This window comes from Clostridium mediterraneense (genome assembly GCF_900091705.1).
Lineage (GTDB): Bacteria > Bacillota > Clostridia > Clostridiales > Clostridiaceae > Sarcina > Sarcina mediterraneense.
This window is the reverse complement of record NZ_LT594785.1, coordinates 2518042-2535492: the sequence shown is the minus strand read 5'-3', so window position 1 is coordinate 2535492 and position 17451 is coordinate 2518042. Positions and strand designations below refer to the sequence as shown.

Genomic DNA, 17451 nt, shown 5'->3' with positions numbered 1-17451 from the left:
TTGAGTAAGTTAGAGAAGTTATGTAGTGATGCAAATGCTGTTTTAAAAATAACTGCTTTTGCAGGTGAGAAATTTATTGTAGCTAGTGATGCTATGGTATCTATGACAGATACTTTTGAATTGAAAATAAAATCAGGAGGCTTTAAGAAAGCTTTTGGAAGAATGTTTTCAGGACAATCTATTTTTTTACAAGAATTTAGAGCCAAAACAGATGGTGAACTGATATTATCTTCACATTTCTTGGGAGATATTATGTTTAAAGAAATGGATGGTACTAAAAAATATATGCTAGGTCAAAATACTTTTCTAGCTTCAGAGGGAGAAATTGAATTATCTACAAAGAATAAGGGAGTAAATGGATTAATTTCAGGGGAAGGTATATTCCAAGTTGAAGCAGAAGGTAGAGGAACACTTTGTCTTGCAAGTTATGGAGCTATTTTATATAAAAAATTAGAAGTTGGAGAAAGATTTATAGTTGATACTAATCATATTATTTTAAGAGATTCGGATATGAAATATTCTGTTGAAATGATATCTACTGGAATAGCATCTCTTACTGGTGGTGAGGGATATGTTATGAAATTTACAGGTCCTGGAGAAGTATGGTATCAAACAAAGAATCCAAGTTATTTAGGACAACCTAGAACTTGATTTTAAGATAAAAAGATGTAATATGTCCAAAATAAATTCAATATTGATAATTTTGTCATAAAAATAACTTTTTTTAGTAGTAAAATAAAGGGAGACTGACAAATCATAGGAAAGGGACATGATTAACTAATGAAAAGAAATATCATAAATTCAATTATTTGTGCGATAATTATTATTGTTACAATAATTTTAGCTTTTATGACATTCGATGCAACACAAAAGAAAAAAGCTAAAGCAGAGAGTCTTCAACAGCAAATTTTAGCTGAGGAGAATCAGCAAAAAGATAATGTAGTTACACCTGTACAGGAGAAGAGAGAATTTCAAGAGGAACAGGCTAAAAAACTAGAGCAAGAAAAAGAAGCTGCTAAAGAAAAGAAAGAGCAAGCTGAAAAAAATAAAGAAAAAACTAAATCTTCAACAGAAGTAATAGGTAGTTTAAATAATTTTTCTGTTCCTGATAATGTAACAAAAGTTAGATATGGAACAAGTGGAGAAGGTAGAGGACTTTATTATTATAAAATAGGTCATGGTAAAAAACTTCTTCTTCTTAATTTTGCTATTCATGGTTATGAAGATGGTTGGGCAAAAGATGGATATCAACTTGTTAATATGGCAAAATATATAATATCTCATCTTTCAGAGAAAGAAGACGAAGATGGTGGTTTAAATGGATGGACAGTTTATGTTATACCAACATCTAATCCAGATGGATTAGTTGATGGATATACTAATAATGGACCAGGTAGATGTCAAGTTTCTGAGGGAATTGATGTAAATAGAGATTTTTCAGGTAATTTTATTCATTTTAATAATTCTAGAAATAAGACAGGATTTAAGCCACTTCAAAGTCCAGAAGCTAGAGCTTTAGCTGGACTTGTAAATAGATTATTAGATATTAGTCCAGATCTTGTAGTAGTAGATACTCATGGATGGCTTGATACAACTTATGGAAATGCTAGAGTTGCAAGTTATTTTGATAAACAATTTTATTTAGATAATAAGCCAGTAAAAAATTATGAGGGTGGATATTTTGCAGGGTATGCTAGAGAAAAAGGGGCAAGAGAAGTACTAGTAGAGCTTCCACCACCAGCAAATCCTCAAGATATGAAAAATAGAAAATATAATGAAAGAATGTTTAAAGCAGTTGATAATCTTATAGATAATTATCAATTTTAAATGTAATAAAAAAGGACTAGCTTATATTTGGGTTAGTCCTTTTTTATTATACTTATATTAATAAACTGTTGATAAAGTGTGAATAAATAGTTAACAAATGGTAATACTAACTATTTGTAATTTAAATGCCTTTTTTAGAGAATAAAATTGGAAGAGTTTGAAATATTACTCTAGAAGGAAAGGACATAATATGAACAAAAAGATAAAAAACTCGATAATTATTGGAATAATAGTAGTTGTAGTTCTTGCTTTAGCTTATATTATATTTATAAAAACTACTGAAAAACAAGCGAAATTAGAAAATGATATAATTTCACAAGATAATAAAAATATGAATTTAAATCAATCCATACCACAAAATTTTAATGATTTAAATGAACCTAGTAATGTAACTAAAGTTCAATATGGGAAAAGTGGAGAGGGGAGACCTCTTTATTATTATAAAATAGGTAATGGAAATAAAATTCTCCTTATGACTTTTGCAATTCATGGATTTGAAGATGGGTGGCCAAGAGATGGATATCAACTCGTAAAAATGGCAGAAAATCTAATATCAAAACTTGCAGCAAAAGATAGTCAAGATAAAGGGCTTAATGGATGGAGCGTTTATATAATTCCATCAGCCAATCCAGATGGATTATTAGATGGTTATACTAATAATGGACCAGGTAGATGTCAAATATCTAAAAGTATTGATATAAATAGAGATTTTACAGGTAATTTTAAAGTATATACAGATCCAAGAAATAAAACTGGAGATAAGCCATTTGAGGCTCCAGAAGCAGTGGCACTTAAAAATCTTGTAGATAAATTAATGACTATTAGTCCAGATGTTGTAGTTGTAGATACTCACGGATGGCTTGATGCAACTTATGGATTTACTGGAGTGGCTAAGTATTTTGATGAGCAATTTGATTTAAAGAATAAATTTATACATGTATATGATGGTGGATATTTTGTAGGATATGCAAAAGATAAGGGAGCAAGATCAGTTCTTGTAGAACTTCCAAAGCCTGAAAATGCAGAAGATATGGAGAAAAAAGATTATAATCAAAAAATGGTTAATGCAGTTGAAAATCTTATAGATAATTATAAATTTTAAAATTAAACAAAACAGACTAGCTTATATAAGCTAGTCTGTTTTTGTTTGAATTGACTTTTTATTTATATATTTGAATTTTATTACGAGTTTTAAATATTACTCATATAAAAAACTTGTCTTTTTTTATTTATAGGATTTTCAGTGATGTAACTATTAACTCCATAAACTTCTTTAATAGTTTCTGAAGTAATAATTTCATCAACAGTACCTCTCTTGATAATTTTTCCATCCTTCATAACTAAAATATAATCACAATATAAAGCTGCTATATTTATATCATGAAGTGCTGCAAGTACAGTTATTCCTAAGTTTTTTACTATATCTAAAAGTTGGATTTGATATCTTATATCTAAGTGGTTTGTTGGTTCATCTAAAATCATAAAGTCAGTATTTTGAACTAAAGCTCTAGCAATCAAAACTCTTTGTTTTTCTCCACCTGATAGAGTGTTGAAACTTCTATCTTTATGATTTTGTAAGGATAATTTATCTATTATCTCATTAACCAATTCCATATCTTTTTTTGAATAATCTTCAAACATAGATTTATAAGGATATCTCCCCATTTTTATTATATCTTTAACAGTGAAATCAAATTGAGTTGAACTTTCTTGAGAAAGAATAGCTAGTTTCTTAGCAATTTCTTTTGACTTCATTGTTTCTATATCAGTACCTTCTAGAGATATATTACCTTTAGATGGTTTATATACTCTATAGATATTTTTTAATAATGTAGATTTTCCAGAACCATTAGGCCCAATTATTCCAACAAATTGACCTTCTTTTATATTTAAATCTATACCATTTAAAATTTGTTGGTCAGCTATTTTAAATTCAAGTTCTTTAACTTTTAATTTCATTATTCATTACCTCCAAATGAATAATTATTTTTAGCAATCAGCCATATAAAGAATGGTCCACCAATTACTGATGTAATAATACCTATAGGTAGTTCTCTTGGAGAGAATATAACTCTAGATACTATATCTGATATTACTAAAAATATTGCTCCTATTAATGCTGATAAAGGTAATATTTTTTTATGAGTAGTACCTGCAATACTTCTGCATATATGAGGAACTACAAGGCCAATAAAACCAATAGCACCAGTAATTGAAACTAAAACGGAAGTTAAAAATGTTGCAAGTAATAAAATAACTGATTTAATAAATTTTATGTTCATTCCAAGAACAATAGCGCTTGTATCACCAAATAACAATAAATCTAGAGAGTTTGATAGAAGTATTGTTATTATTAATGATATTAGTAATACTAAAGAAGGTAAAAGTAAGTTATTCCATCTAGCACCACCAAGACTTCCCATTATCCAAAACATAGCAGACCTCGCTTGATTTGAATTTTCTGCTGAATAAATAATTAAGTTTGTTATTGCTGTGAATATTGTTGACATAGCAAGACCTGATAAAACAAGTCTTGTTATAGATGAACTTCTTCCATACTGGGTACCAATGATAAAAACTAAAATAGCACATAAGATAGAACCTAAAAATGCTCCAGTTGTTACTCCAAGAACTGTACCACCAAGAACAATTGCAAAAACTGCACCAGATGAAGCACCAGATGAAATCCCTAAAATATAAGGATCAGCTATTGAATTTTTTGTAACGCATTGCATCAAGATACCACTAATAGCAAGTCCTGCTCCAGTAATAGCAGCTAGAAATACTCTAGGCATTCTTACATCAAATATAATATTTTCAACTAATACATCGCAATTAACTTGAAATAAATTATTTCCTAAAACTTTATTTATAATTGATTTATAAACTGTATTAAATTCTATGTAGGTGCTTCCAACAGCTATACCAAGTATCATGCTTATTATAAGAATAATAATTAAGCTTAAAATACAGATTTTATAGTGTTTTTTTATAAAATTCATTATTTAGCATCCTTATAGAATACTTCATTCATTTCTGTGATGGCTTTAGCTGTTCTAATTCCTGGGGATAAATCTGCAAGCTCAATTACATGAATATTATTGTTTTTAATAGCATTTATATTTTTAAAAGCTGGATTTGTTTTTAAGAATTCAATTTTCTTATCTACATTTGTTGAATCAGCTAAGAAAGTAGTAACAAGAATTACATCTGGATTTTTAGCTATTATACTTTCAAATGAAACAGTAGCCCATTGATCTTTTAAATCTGAGAATATATTATTTCCTCCAGCAAGAGTTATAAGATTATTTGCAAAACCACTTCCTACAACGAAAGCATCTTTCTCTCCTGAATCATAAACTAAAACTGATGGTTTTTTATCAGATACTTTAATTTTTTCTTCTACAGCTTTTACTTCAGATTTCATTTTATTGATTACTTCTGTTGCTTTGTCTTCGACATCAAATATTTTTCCAAGTTCCTCAAAATCTTTATAAACATTTTCTATAGTAGCATCTCCTTTTAAAGATGAGAGTACATAAGGATTTACTTGATAGTTGTTATATAATTCATCAGGAGCTCCAACTGATTTAGCATCTAATGATGGTAACCAACCTGAAGCAAAGTCAGGCTTTAGAGCTAAGAAACCTTCTTTTGATATATCGTGTCCATCTGTTACTTGAAGTTGGGGTATTTTTTCATATGCTTCTTTATATTCTGGTAATATTTCATTATCTAATAAAGCTGTCCCAACCATTCTATCTTCAAGTCCAAGTGCTAATAAAGATTCTGTCATAAATTGAGATAGGGTAACTGCTCTTTGAGGAGCTTTTGTAACTTTTACTTCTACTGGTTTGTTGTTTCCGTCATTATAAGTGTAGCTATATTCTTTAAAGGTTGATTTATTACTTTCTACTGCTGTTTTAGTGCTCTCTTCTTTAGCCTTTGATGTACAACCTACTAATCCAAAGCTACCTGCCATAGCTATTGTTAATCCTGCAATTAATAATCTTGCTCTTTTATTCATAAAATTTATCCCCCTGAAATTTTATTTTTAAATTAATAACTGATAATAATGTTATATTAAATTCAATTAAATGTAAATAAAGTAATAATTATGAAATTAATAATAAAAATAATAAATTTATATATAAAAAAATTAAAAAAATTAATGTTTTTATTAAATTGATAATTAAAAAGCATTTTGGTTAATATTATTTCAAAAAAAGTTATTGATAATGCTTTATCAATAAATAATATAATATCAATTTTAAATATATTTTCATTTAACAGGACTTGACTTTTATAAAATTTTTTTATTGAAATTATTTTACTTTTATTTTATTATATAAATATAGAAAACAGAAAATAAAAAATATTAAATAGATTTTAAGGAGTGTTAGTTATGGAAAATAAAATGCATCATCATCATGGAGAAGAATGTAATTGTGGATGTGAAGAACACAGACACGCAAAAGAAGTATGTCACTGCGGATGTGAAGAACATGCTCATTCACATGGACAAGCTCATCACCACCATGGAGAAGAATGTAATTGTGGATGTGAAGAACATAAACATGCAAAGGAAGTATGTCACTGCGGATGTGAAGAACATGCTCATTCACATGGACAAACTCATCATCATCATGAAGAAGAATGCAATTGTGGATGTGATGAACACAAACATGCAAAAGAAGTATGTCACTGTGGATGCGAAGAACACGCACATACACACTAAATTTAAAAGTTAATTTTAATTAAGCTAAGAGTTATTTAAAAGAGAATCTTTGAAAATAACTCTTAACTTAGGACAAGTAGTGATAATGATATATCATTTGAACTTAGCTTATCTTTTAAAACCATAACGCACTATTTGTAATATAAAAGACTATCTAAAAAGATAGTCTTTTTTTATTATTTTATAGTAGATTTAAAAATCTATATTATTAATATCTTATTTGATATTTATGAGGAATTTTCCTGATTACTTTAGCATTTAAGAATAAGGCTAGTATTATTTGTTATCTTTATAATATATATATTATTTTTATTTATTTGTTAATTAAATAAAATTTAATATACACAAATAAACATTGCTTTATGTTAAAATTAATTTTAAGTATATATTCAATTTAAAGATTATTACTAAGATATTAGTGAGGTTATATAAATATGAGAGAATTAAATTATAATAAATTGACTGGAGATGTAGTTCTTCAAAGTCATAAAGATTATAAGGAACATACATTAGCTTGGAATAGAGCTATTGAGAAATCACCTTTAGTTATTGTTTATTGTCACAATACAGTAGATGTGAGTAATGCAATAATGTGGTCAAAAGAAAATTCTATTCCTTTTAAGATAAGATCAGGTAGACATCATTATGAAGGGTTTTCAACTGGTGATGGGGTACTTGTTATAGATGTTAGTAAAATGAATAAGATATTTTTAGATAAAGATAAAAATATAGCAAGAATTGAAGGTGGAGTAAGAAATAGAGAACTATATGAAGCTTTAAATTCTAATAATTATCCATTTCCAGGTGGAGGTTGTCCAACAGTTGGTGCAGTAGGATATACTCTTGGTGGGGGCTGGGGGTATTCAGCAAGATATTTTGGTCTTGGATGTGATTATTTAATTGAAGCTGAAATTGTTGATGGGCAAGGTAACATAATAATTGCAAATGAAAAAATTAATAGTGATTTATTATGGGCTTTAAAAGGTGGAGGAGGAGGTAACTTTGGTGTAGTTACTTCAATGATATTTAAATTATTAGATAAAATAGAGAACGGAACTTTAGTAAGTATAGAATATAAGAATACTACAAAAGAAGAAATGATTAGTATTTTTGATATGGTTCAAAAGAATTTAAAGAAGCTTGATAGAAGATTAAATATTAAAATAGCTTTTTATAATTCAAAGATAAAAGGTATAGGAGCTTTAGTAACAGGTATCTTTTATGGTTCAAAAGAAGAAGCAGAAAATGTATTAGCTCCATTTAAGAATTTATCAAAAGAGATAAACTTTAATTTAAAATATATGAGCGTATTTGATATAAATAAAAAAATTCAAGATGATCATCCTGATTATGAAAAATATAAATCTACAGGAAGATTTATTGATAGAGAATATAATAAAGATGAAATTAGAACAATACTTGATATATTACATGAAGTAGCAGAAGGTTCAGAATATACAGCTTTTACTTTATATGGACTTGGTGGAGCAATAAAGGATAAAGCTAAGGATGAAACAGCATTTTATTATAGAGATGCAGAATTTATCTTAGGAATGCAATCAGTGTGGGAAGATTCACAATATGCAAATGAAAATAAAAAATGGATTGTAGATAAGTTTAAAATTATAAAAGAAATGACAATAGGTTCATTTATAGCTTTCCCAATAGCTGAATTAGAAAGTTATGAAACAGAATATTATGGGGAAAATATATCAAGACTTAGAGAAATTAAAAAGAAATATGATCCTAATAATATATTTAAATTTGAGCAATCAATAAAAATAGATTAAAAAATAGCTGTCTTTTTAAGGCAGCTATTTTTTTGATTTTCTTTTTATATGATTTTCTCCCCAATCATATAATGCATCAAATATAGGTTCAAGTGTACCTCCATATTCAGTTAATGAATATTCAACTCTTGGTGGCACTTCTGGATAAACAGTTCTACAAATTAAGTTATCTTTTTCTAGTTCTCTAAGTTGATTAGTAAGCATCTTTTGAGATATATCAGGAATTAATTTTCTTAATTCATTAAATCTTCTTGTTCTTTCTGTTATATGCCAAAGAATTAGAACTTTCCACTTACCTCCAATTACTCCTATAGCTTCATTAACATTTAGATAACAGTCAGTTTCTATTTCTTTTAAAAGATCATCATCATTTATATGTTTCATGGTATTTGCTCCTTTCTTTTATTAATTTTATATATAAACTATCACCCTGAGCTGGCTTAAATACATATTAGTATATAAAAGGTTACTAGGTGAAAAAAAAGTGCCTTCTTTTATTATATAACTTATTTAAATATAATTAGTTTAAGAAATAGAGACGAAGTATTGAGATAAACAAAGGAGAAATAGATATGAATTATAAGATAACAAATTTAAAAGATAAAGTAGTAGTAGTTGCAGGTGGAGCTAAAAATCTTGGAGGATTAATATCAAGAACATTTGGAGAAGAAGGAGCTAAAGTAGTAGTTCATTATAATAGCTCATCAACAAGGGAAGCAGCAGATAAGACAGTAGAGTATATTAATTCTAATGGTGGAAAAGCTTTTTCAATTCAATTAGATTTAAGCAATATAAATAATATAAAGAAGTTATTTGAAGAAGCAGAAAATAAATTTGGTAAAGTAGATATAGCTGTAAATACAGTAGGAAAAATAGTTAAAAAGCCTATTGATCAATTAACTGAAAATGAATATGATGATTTATTTAATATAAATTCAAAGATTGGATTCTTCTTTATTCAAGAATCAGCGAGACATATGAATAAGGGCGGAAAGATAATAAATGTATTAACATCACTTTTAGCAGGATTTACAGGATATTATTCATTATATGCAGGAGCAAAAGCTCCAATAGAACATTTTACACGTGCTGCTGCTAAAGAATTTGCACCTATGGGAATATCAGTTAATAGTGTGGCTCCAGGACCAATGGATACACCTTTCTTCTATGAACAAGAAACAGATGAAACAGTAGCTTATTTAAAGGCACAAAGCTTTAATGGAGAATTAACAAAAATTGAAGATATAGCTCCAATAGTTAAGTTCTTAGCAACAGAAGGTTGGTTCATTAATGGTCAAACAATATTAGCTAATGGAGGATTTACTACTCGTTAATAAGAGAATTAGCTAGTTAAATTAAGAAAGCCTTGTAGATATATAATTTCTACAAGGCTCTTTTTTATCTAAATTTAATTTCTTATATGATGTCCTATCATAAATATAGCAAAGTTAACAATAAAGTATAATAATATTATTGATATATAGAAGAAGTTTAAGTTTATCTTTTCATTTAAAGATTTCTTGAACTTTGTTTGTTCTTCTATAGCATTATCTTCTGTTGCCTTTTTCAATTGAAGGCTTGTAACAATTAAGTCGGATGCAGTAAGCATATATAACCCAATCAATATAAGGACTGTTTGGGTAACTGGGTGTAAAGCTGCCATAATATTTTATAACTCTCCTTAAAAAAATAACATATCTATATTATATCATTAAAAATAAACTTGAAAAAAATATTAAATAAATTATTTTAAATAAATAAATTATTCATTTTAAAATTTATAAAATATCATTTATATTTTTTACTCGCATAATATTAATAGCTAATATTTTTGATATTTTACTAAAGATAATTCAAATTTAGATTAAAGTTATGTAATTTAAAGGTAAAAATGTTCTAAGACTATACAAAGTATAATTGTTATATCTAGTAAGGAAATAATTATAGAGAAGTAAAAATTTAGAGTAATAAAAAGCTGTGTTAAAATTTCTTTTAACACAGCTTTTTATTATAATTTTAGATTATTAATTATTTGCTAAATCATTTATTAATGATTGATTAAGGTAATGAGTATTAAATTCTGTTATTTTATATTTTTGTATTCCATGAACTTTAAATGGTTCACTAGCTAAGTAAGTTTCTATTTTTTCACTAGATTCTGCTCTCATAATAAATAACCCACCGCTCATATCTGATTTTAATCCAGACATTAATATTAATCCATTATCCATAGCTTTTTGAGAATAAGCCATATGTTGTTTCATTATGTCATCATTTATTAAATCAGGATTTGTTAATATGCCTTCAACTATAAAATTCTTCATTTTAGTTCTCCTTTAAAAATATATATAAATAAAATTTTGTATATTTTTTATTTTAAAATTATGTTTATTTAATTTTATTATAGCATTTTTCGAATTTATGGTAATATATTATCTTAAATATAAATATTTAGTATTTAGGAAGAGGGGACAATGAGTATAATTTCAATTTTAGATTATATAAATTAGAAATATAGGTTTTACTACATAATTTTTTATATATAAAAGGACTAAATTTCTAAAAATTACTAAAATTTTAAAATAAAATCTCTACGAATGTCTAAAGACATTCGTAGAGAGAAATATATTAATATCTAAATCTAAATAAAAAGTAACTTCCCTAAGTTAACTTTCTAAAATTCAATATTAAACTCCACTACATTAGGAATATTCCAAAATCTAATAGGAAGACCTGTACTACCTATCCCTGTATTAACATAAAGCTTAATCTTATCTTGATTATTATCTCCAATAGAATGAAAACCTCTATCATATTTAACAGCACACTCAGTATTTAATATTGTTCCATACAAAGGAACATAAATTTGCCCACCATGGCTATGTCCAGCAACTGCTAAATCTATAGGTTGCCCCTTAAATTTATCTATTAAATCAGGTTCATGAAGCATTAAAAGATTAAAATCATTTTTATCTATATCTTTTGTTGTACTGTCTATGTTAATTTTACCTTGAAAAATATCATCAAGTCCCATTAAGTTGAGAGTTTTTGAACCTATTTTTATTTTTTTATTTTCATTTATAAGTAATGTAAAATTAGAATTTTTTATTATCTTAGCATAACTATGTCTATTCCCTGGATAAGCATCATGATTCCCGTATATAGCAAAATTTCCAAGCGTACTATTTATTTTAGATAAGACTTTAGGAATTTCTTCTTTATGTTGATAAAATTTCATTTTATCAACTAAATCTCCTGTAAGAACAACTATATCAGGATTTAATGAATTTATTTTATCCACAACTTTTTCTAAATCTTTTAAACTAAAGTATCTTCCAAGATGGACATCAGTAAATTGAACTACTTTTATTTTAGTATTGATATTTTGTATATTTTCTTTTTTTATATTAAATTTTTTACTTATTAAAAGCTTTCTTTCTATAAAAGTAGAATATATAATTCCACATAATATAAATGAAAAAAATATTATATCCTTCATTCAAATATTCTCCTAATTTTTTATATTTACTATTATATACATTAATTTAAACTTATAAGTTAAAAATTATTTTTTTATTGTTAAATTTATATTATTTTATAGTTAAATAAAAAAAGAGTATCTCAAAATAAAATTTCATTTTGAGATACTCTTTTTTTATTCTTTTTCGAAATCATCCTTACCAACGCCACATAGAGGACAAACCCATGTATCAGGTAAGTCTTCAAAAGATGTTCCTGGAGCTATTTCTTGTGTATCATCACCTATTTCAGGATCATAAATATAACCACATATTAAGCATACATACTTATCCATATAAACTTAGCCTCCTTAAATAATTAATATTTTTAAACTAGCTTTCCTTCATAAATATAATATTATTCAATATAGTTAAAAATACATTTTGGGGAGATTATTTTTTTATAATTTAAAGATATTTTTTTAAAGAAGAAAATTAGTCTAAGTAACTATCTATAACCACTTGATAAAATTGGATTATAATAATAATATTTCAAATTTAATAACTAGTTATTAGAAAATATACATAATTTAAGCTTATTGATTTTACCTTCTCATAATATTTGAATTACTAATATTTAATTATATTAATAAAATTAAAGGAATTTTAGCAAAGTCATTAAATTTTCTCAATTGACATAAAAAAATATAAAGTACACATTATATTAACAATTTGAAAATATAATATGTGTATACTTTGAAAAGCCGAATTAATAATATATATTAAGAGGATTTTTTAAAAATTTTAAAAAATTCTTTTTAATTAAGTAATAATTAATTTGGTGTAGAGAAAAATAAGATTAACTTAATTTTATTTGCCTCTATTTCAAAAAGGAGGGCTATACAAATGATGAAAAAAATAATAGGAATAACAGCTAATTTAGTAACTAGCGATAATATTCCATATTTTGATGACTGTAAAAAGATAAGATTATATACAGATTATCATGAATCAATTATTGATGCAGGGGCAGTACCAATAATTATTCCAGTCACAACTAATCAGGAGGTTTTAGATCAATATATAGAAATGATTGATGCTCTTGTTATTACAGGAGGATATGATATTGATCCACTTAGATATAATGAGGAACCTCATGAAAAATTAAGTGATATCTCACCAGAACGAGATGAATATGAATTTTATCTTGTAGAAAAAGCAATGGAGAGCAAATTACCTATACTGGGGATTTGTAGAGGTCATCAAGTTCTTAATGTTGCAAATGGAGGAACACTTTATCAAGATATTTCTCTTGCAGAAAATACTACTGGAGTAGTAGTAAAGCATATTCAACAAGCTTTATGTAAATATCCGACCCATAAATTAGATATTGAAGAAAATACAATGCTTTACGAAATTTTTGGTAAAGAAGTTTTAGTAAATTCATTCCATCACCTTGCAGTCAAGGATGTAGCACCAGGCTTTAAAGTAAGTGCTAGAGCCAAAGATGGAATAATTGAAGCAATAGAAAGTAAGGAAGGTCCATTTATGATGGGAGTTCAATGGCATCCAGAGGCTTTAAGTAAAACAAGAAAAGAAATGGCGAGATTCTTTGATTATTTTATAAAAAGAGTATAATTGAAAAATTTAATATAGAGAATATATAAAGTTAAGGGAATGTTTTAAGTTAGTATAGCTATTTTGTGGAATGGGAGATTATTTTAAACAAAAGAAAACCACAGGAGGTTATAGAACAACAATGGAAAAAAGTAAAAAAGCTAAAATAGGTTTTTGGAGTATAGTACTTCTTGGCTTTAATGCTATAGTAGGTTCAGGAATATTTCTATTACCTAACAAAGCAATGAAGCTTATGGGACCTGCAAGTATAGGAGTTATCATATTTGATGCAATTCTTGTAATTACAGTTGCCTTATCATTTGCAGAAGCAGGAAGTATTTTTAGTAAAAATGGAGGAGCATATGTCTATACCAAAAAGGCATTTGGAGAATTTGCAGCATTTGAAGTTGGAATAATGACATATGCTATCTGTTTAATTGCAGCTGCTACTATGGCAGTTGGGTTTACAACAGCATTATCAGTATTTTATCCAGCCGCAGCGACTGGTATGACAAAAGATATAATAGTAGTTTCAATTATTATAATATTAGCAATAATTAATTTACTTGGAGTTAATTTTACAAAGATAATTTTAAATATAGCGACAGTAGGAAAAATAATTCCTATAGCAATATTTATATTAATAGGTGTTTTCTTTATAAAAGCACATAACTTTACACCTGTTTTCCCACATGGAGTTTATACACCAGGTTCATTTGGTAAAGCAGCACTTTTAATCTTCTTCTCATTTACAGGATTTGAAAGTTTAGCACTTGGTGCAGAAGATATGGAAAATCCACAAAAGAATATACCAAAAGCAATAGTAACAGTTATGATAATAGTTGCATTTGTATATACACTTATTCAAGTAGTATCAATAGGAATGCTTGGACCAGGTCTTGCAAATGACTTAACACCAGTAAGTACAGCATCAGGTAAATTCCTTGGTTCATATGGAGCAGCATTTATAAGTCTTGGAATACTTGTTTCAATTACAGGAATAAATGTAGCTCAATCATTCTTTACACCAAGAATAGCAACAGCTTTATCAGATGATAGATTACTACCAAAGGTAATGTCAAAGAGAACTGAAAAAGGAGTTCCTTATGTAGCAATAATTGTTAGCACAATAATTATAATACCAATTGCATTATCAGGATCATTTACAGAACTTGCAGTAATCAGTTCAATATCAAGATTTACTCAATACTTACCAACTTGTCTATCAATTCTTGTTTTCAGAAGAAATCCAGAATTAAAAGGAACATTTAGAATTCCTTTCGGACCAGTTATACCAATAGTAGCAGCAGTAGTAAGCATCTGGTTACTTACACAATCAAGCCTTAAAGATATAATATGGGGACTTGGAGGACTTGTAATAGCAGTACCTCTTTACTTTATTATGAAATATAGTAATAGAAAAGAAGATGAAAAAGCAAGTTAACATAAATTTTGAAAAGAAAAACTGTCTCATATGAGGCAGTTTTTTTCGATGTGAGTAATTTTTATTATATGAAAAAAGGTTGTATCTATTGATACAGCCTTTTAAAAATAAAAAATAAAATATGATTGCTTATTATAAAAAATTAATTAAAAAATAAAATTAGTTTTCGAATGATTGTTCATAGAAATCTACTTTTTCACCACTTGGAATTGCGAATGATACTAATGCAACTACTCCTACTACTAATGCTCCTGTTACTAATGCTAACATAATAAATACCTCCCCTAATTTTTATGAATTTATTAATTTGATTTTTCTATATATATTAAAAGTTTTTGTTTTATTTATTAATTAGATTATAAACCATAAAGATTACAAAAAAGTAACTTTTAAATTAAATATTAATTTTATTTTTGAATATTATGTTGCCCTTAAACCGCTTTATGACTGGATAACCGTTTTCACAGGACTCTTTTATTTAATTGTACATAAAGTTTAAAAAAAGTTTACAATTACATTTTTTTAATGGATTAAAAGAAAAAAGTAGGATAAAATTTCCTACTTTTTATAAATTATTAATTTATTAATAAAATAATGGATTATTTATCATTTTGCGAAATGGAGATAGCTTTATCATCAACATTTACAGAATTAAGTGATTGTCCATTAATTTCAAGTAATTTAGAAGTTTTTAGGTTTGATGATGTCATATATATATTATTAGAAGTAGTCTTATAAATTATATAATCTTTATGTGTTATGAACTCTAAAACATCTTTTGCGATTAGTTCATTTTTGTAATGTAACTCTTTATTAGTATTTAGATAAACTAATTCATTATTAATAACTTCAGTATTAAATGGTGTTATATCTTTTGCAATTACTTCTTTATCAGAAGGATCGTTTAAACTTAATCTTAAAAGCTCTCCATTTGAAACAAAAGCAATTTTATCTTTATAAAGGTGATAGTCAACTATTTCACCTTCAGTATGCATTTCTGTTATTTTTTCATCTTTAAAGTTTAAATAATATAGATTTTTATCTTCAAAAACTATTCCTTTAGAATCATCACTTATTGAATATAGAGTTTTAAAATCAAAAGGTATAGTCTTTAAAAGCTTTGGCTCAGTATCTCCAACTTTTCTATATATATCAATATTTTCTGGATTATTATCAGAGTAGGTTGAGAAAACTATACTAGCATCTTTTAAGAACTCAGCAGTATATAATCTAGGATTATCTGATAATTTAACTTCATTATTTTTCTTTCTATTTATATAGTAAAGATATATACCATCTTCTTTAGGATATATAATCTTATTTTCTTGTCTATTAATTTTTATATTATCTTCAAAGGAAGCTGATAATTTAGTATCTACAGATAGAAACTCTCTACCATAAATCATAAATTTTAATTTATTATCTTCTGTTAAATAATAGAAGATGTCATCTTGAGAATTTATATTTAAAACTTTTTGATCAATAAAATCTGTTTCTTTATTCTTAAGATTATATTTATATAGTTCCGATTTTGAATTTAAATAATATATTGTATTTTGGATAACTTTAAAATCAATAATATTGTCTGCTATAAATCTTGTATTACCATTATTGTAAATTAGATTAAGTTCATTAGAATCAGGTGAGATTGCAAGATATCCTTTGAGACTATCATAATATTCAATCATATTTGGATAAATATCTTTTCCAAGTGATTTTATTTCTTTGTTATTTAAAACAAAGACTTCATTGTTCTCAGGATTTTCATTAGATACGATTTTACTTAAGTAAACTTTACTTTTAAAGTTACCATCAGTAAGTGAGGAATTAGCTTTAGTATTTTGATATAAAATGCTAAGTGAAGTTGTAGCTAAAACAACAGCAAATATTATTTTAATTTTTTTATTCAAGTTTATCACCCCTTAGTTTCATTATATAAGCCAAGTAAAAACAGGGTTTTAAATACTTGTTAAAATTTTATATTATAAGAAATTTTGGAAGATTAATTATTAAGAAATAATTAACATGTTTAAGAATTGATTGACAGAGTTAATAGAAAGAATTAAACTTAATTAGTCGACTAATTAAAGCGGGAGGGATTAATTATTTTGGATGAAAAAATTGATGATGAACTTTATCGTGAATTTCATAAAACTATGAAGTGTCATTTTAGATGTAGCCAAAAAATATTAGAAAAAGAAGGTCTATATGCAGGTCAACCTCCTTTATTGTTTGCTCTTAAACATGAAGATGGACAAAGACAAAAAGATATAGCAGAGAAGTTAAATATACAGCCTGCTACTGTTAATGTAATGGCTAAAAGGCTTGAAAAAGGCGGATTTATCGAAAAGAGGGAAGACTCAGAAGATAAGAGGGTATCAAGATTATATTTAACTGATAAAGGAAGAAAAACTTGTGAAAATGCAAAACTTGCAATGTTGAGTGTCAATAAAGAACTCTTTGATATACTCACAAATGAAGAAAAAGAAAATTTTAAAAATATCTTAAAAAAGATAAATGAAAATTTACATAGTTGTAATTTAAAAAAATAAGTTAAAACTATATGTATCTATAATA

General features: G+C 26.5%; 18 protein-coding genes. 9 read left to right on the top strand and 9 right to left on the bottom strand.

All coding sequences use genetic code 11. The features are described 5' to 3' along the window. The 3 genes from BN8917_RS13570 to BN8917_RS13560 all read left to right on the top strand — a co-directional run bounded on the left by BN8917_RS13570 (window position 1) and on the right by BN8917_RS13560 (window position 2929). On the top strand, window positions 1-651 hold the full coding sequence (locus BN8917_RS13570) for a TIGR00266 family protein (RefSeq protein ID WP_159426756.1): 651 nt from the start codon (window positions 1-3) through the stop codon (window positions 649-651). A 129-nt stretch (window positions 652-780) separates the two neighbouring features. Beyond that, window positions 781-1827 carry a M14 family zinc carboxypeptidase gene (locus BN8917_RS13565; protein ID WP_066875237.1) on the top strand — a complete coding sequence of 349 codons (1047 nt, stop codon included), beginning with the start codon at window positions 781-783 and terminating at the stop codon, window positions 1825-1827. A gap of 190 nt (window positions 1828-2017) precedes the next feature. Next, a complete protein-coding gene (locus BN8917_RS13560) occupies window positions 2018-2929 on the top strand; it encodes a M14 family zinc carboxypeptidase (protein ID WP_066875235.1) in 912 nt (303 codons plus the stop codon). 89 nt (window positions 2930-3018) lie between these two features. On the opposite strand, the gene BN8917_RS13555 is transcribed toward BN8917_RS13560, so the two are convergent. The 3 genes from BN8917_RS13555 to BN8917_RS13545 are packed head-to-tail and all read right to left on the bottom strand — an operon-like array spanning window position 3019 to window position 5854. Next, the gene (locus BN8917_RS13555) at window positions 3019-3786 is read right to left on the bottom strand and encodes an ABC transporter ATP-binding protein (protein WP_066875233.1); all 768 of its coding nucleotides are present in this window, start codon (window positions 3784-3786) and stop codon (window positions 3019-3021) included. Further along, a complete protein-coding gene (locus BN8917_RS13550; RefSeq protein WP_066875231.1) occupies window positions 3786-4829 on the bottom strand; it encodes a FecCD family ABC transporter permease in 1044 nt (347 codons plus the stop codon). The genes BN8917_RS13555 and BN8917_RS13550 overlap by 1 nt, the downstream gene beginning before the upstream one ends. After that, complete coding sequence (locus tag BN8917_RS13545; protein ID WP_066875229.1) at window positions 4829-5854, bottom strand: ABC transporter substrate-binding protein; 1026 nt, start codon at window positions 5852-5854, stop codon at window positions 4829-4831. Before BN8917_RS13545 ends, BN8917_RS13550 begins: the two co-directional genes overlap by 1 nt. A 378-nt stretch (window positions 5855-6232) precedes the next feature. On the opposite strand from BN8917_RS13545, the gene BN8917_RS13540 reads away from it, so the two are divergent. Together BN8917_RS13540 and BN8917_RS13535 are read left to right on the top strand one after the other, a co-directional pair. After that, window positions 6233-6565, top strand: coding sequence for a hypothetical protein (locus tag BN8917_RS13540; protein WP_066875227.1), 333 nt, complete (start codon window positions 6233-6235; stop codon window positions 6563-6565). A 434-nt stretch (window positions 6566-6999) separates the two neighbouring features. Then, window positions 7000-8355, top strand: a complete 1356-nt coding sequence (locus BN8917_RS13535; RefSeq protein ID WP_066875225.1) for an FAD-binding oxidoreductase — start codon at window positions 7000-7002, stop codon at window positions 8353-8355. Between the two features lie 24 nt (window positions 8356-8379). On the opposite strand, the gene BN8917_RS13530 is transcribed toward BN8917_RS13535, so the two are convergent. After that, on the bottom strand, window positions 8380-8739 hold the full coding sequence (locus BN8917_RS13530; RefSeq protein ID WP_084748672.1) for a winged helix-turn-helix transcriptional regulator: 360 nt from the start codon (window positions 8737-8739) through the stop codon (window positions 8380-8382). Between the two features lie 188 nt (window positions 8740-8927). Between BN8917_RS13530 and BN8917_RS13525 the strand changes: the two genes are divergently transcribed. Further along, complete coding sequence (locus tag BN8917_RS13525; protein WP_066875223.1) at window positions 8928-9689, top strand: SDR family oxidoreductase; 762 nt, start codon at window positions 8928-8930, stop codon at window positions 9687-9689. Window positions 9690-9763: 74 nt separating this feature from the next. Here BN8917_RS13525 and BN8917_RS13520 read toward each other — a convergent pair whose 3' ends face one another. The 4 genes from BN8917_RS13520 to rd all read right to left on the bottom strand — a co-directional run bounded on the left by BN8917_RS13520 (window position 9764) and on the right by rd (window position 12169). Next, window positions 9764-9979 (bottom strand): hypothetical protein, encoded by a 216-nt coding sequence (locus tag BN8917_RS13520; RefSeq protein WP_207644774.1) that lies wholly within the window; start codon window positions 9977-9979, stop codon window positions 9764-9766. A 400-nt stretch (window positions 9980-10379) separates the two neighbouring features. Continuing rightward, a complete protein-coding gene (locus tag BN8917_RS13515) occupies window positions 10380-10679 on the bottom strand; it encodes a YciI family protein (protein ID WP_066875219.1) in 300 nt (99 codons plus the stop codon). A gap of 350 nt (window positions 10680-11029) precedes the next feature. Continuing rightward, window positions 11030-11854: a metallophosphoesterase gene (locus BN8917_RS13510; RefSeq protein ID WP_066875217.1), complete on the bottom strand. Its 825-nt coding sequence runs from the start codon at window positions 11852-11854 to the stop codon at window positions 11030-11032. A 156-nt stretch (window positions 11855-12010) separates the two neighbouring features. Continuing rightward, on the bottom strand, window positions 12011-12169 hold the full coding sequence (gene rd, locus BN8917_RS13505; protein ID WP_066875215.1) for a rubredoxin: 159 nt from the start codon (window positions 12167-12169) through the stop codon (window positions 12011-12013). 550 nt (window positions 12170-12719) lie between these two features. On the opposite strand from rd, the gene BN8917_RS13500 reads away from it, so the two are divergent. After that, window positions 12720-13451 (top strand): gamma-glutamyl-gamma-aminobutyrate hydrolase family protein, encoded by a 732-nt coding sequence (locus tag BN8917_RS13500; RefSeq protein ID WP_066875213.1) that lies wholly within the window; start codon window positions 12720-12722, stop codon window positions 13449-13451. Window positions 13452-13572: 121 nt separating this feature from the next. Continuing rightward, window positions 13573-14874 carry an APC family permease gene (locus BN8917_RS13495; RefSeq protein ID WP_066875212.1) on the top strand — a complete coding sequence of 434 codons (1302 nt, stop codon included), beginning with the start codon at window positions 13573-13575 and terminating at the stop codon, window positions 14872-14874. A gap of 599 nt (window positions 14875-15473) precedes the next feature. Here BN8917_RS13495 and BN8917_RS13490 read toward each other — a convergent pair. After that, window positions 15474-16784 carry a hypothetical protein gene (locus tag BN8917_RS13490; protein ID WP_066875210.1) on the bottom strand — a complete coding sequence of 437 codons (1311 nt, stop codon included), beginning with the start codon at window positions 16782-16784 and terminating at the stop codon, window positions 15474-15476. A 198-nt stretch (window positions 16785-16982) separates the two neighbouring features. Between BN8917_RS13490 and BN8917_RS13485 the strand changes: the two genes are divergently transcribed. Then, window positions 16983-17426 carry a MarR family winged helix-turn-helix transcriptional regulator gene (locus tag BN8917_RS13485; RefSeq protein WP_084748670.1) on the top strand — a complete coding sequence of 148 codons (444 nt, stop codon included), beginning with the start codon at window positions 16983-16985 and terminating at the stop codon, window positions 17424-17426. The last annotated feature ends 25 nt before the right edge of the window (window positions 17427-17451 follow it).

Excerpts from the sequence above, each read along its gene's own strand:
- BN8917_RS13515 (WP_066875219.1), bottom strand. The coding sequence starts at position 10,679 with ATGAAGAATTTTATAGTTGAAGGCATATTAACAAATCCTGATTTAATA.
- BN8917_RS13530 (WP_084748672.1), bottom strand. The coding sequence starts at position 8,739 with ATGAAACATATAAATGATGATGATCTTTTAAAAGAAATAGAAACTGAC.
- BN8917_RS13540 (WP_066875227.1), top strand. The coding sequence starts at position 6,233 with ATGGAAAATAAAATGCATCATCATCATGGAGAAGAATGTAATTGTGGA.
- BN8917_RS13560 (WP_066875235.1), top strand. The coding sequence starts at position 2,018 with ATGAACAAAAAGATAAAAAACTCGATAATTATTGGAATAATAGTAGTT.
- BN8917_RS13565 (WP_066875237.1), top strand. The coding sequence starts at position 781 with ATGAAAAGAAATATCATAAATTCAATTATTTGTGCGATAATTATTATT.
- BN8917_RS13535 (WP_066875225.1), top strand. The coding sequence starts at position 7,000 with ATGAGAGAATTAAATTATAATAAATTGACTGGAGATGTAGTTCTTCAA.
- BN8917_RS13525 (WP_066875223.1), top strand. The coding sequence starts at position 8,928 with ATGAATTATAAGATAACAAATTTAAAAGATAAAGTAGTAGTAGTTGCA.
- rd (WP_066875215.1), bottom strand. The coding sequence starts at position 12,169 with ATGGATAAGTATGTATGCTTAATATGTGGTTATATTTATGATCCTGAA.
- BN8917_RS13495 (WP_066875212.1), top strand. The coding sequence starts at position 13,573 with ATGGAAAAAAGTAAAAAAGCTAAAATAGGTTTTTGGAGTATAGTACTT.
- BN8917_RS13550 (WP_066875231.1), bottom strand. The coding sequence starts at position 4,829 with ATGAATTTTATAAAAAAACACTATAAAATCTGTATTTTAAGCTTAATT.
- BN8917_RS13555 (WP_066875233.1), bottom strand. The coding sequence starts at position 3,786 with ATGAAATTAAAAGTTAAAGAACTTGAATTTAAAATAGCTGACCAACAA.
- BN8917_RS13545 (WP_066875229.1), bottom strand. The coding sequence starts at position 5,854 with ATGAATAAAAGAGCAAGATTATTAATTGCAGGATTAACAATAGCTATG.
- BN8917_RS13510 (WP_066875217.1), bottom strand. The coding sequence starts at position 11,854 with ATGAAGGATATAATATTTTTTTCATTTATATTATGTGGAATTATATAT.
- BN8917_RS13500 (WP_066875213.1), top strand. The coding sequence starts at position 12,720 with ATGATGAAAAAAATAATAGGAATAACAGCTAATTTAGTAACTAGCGAT.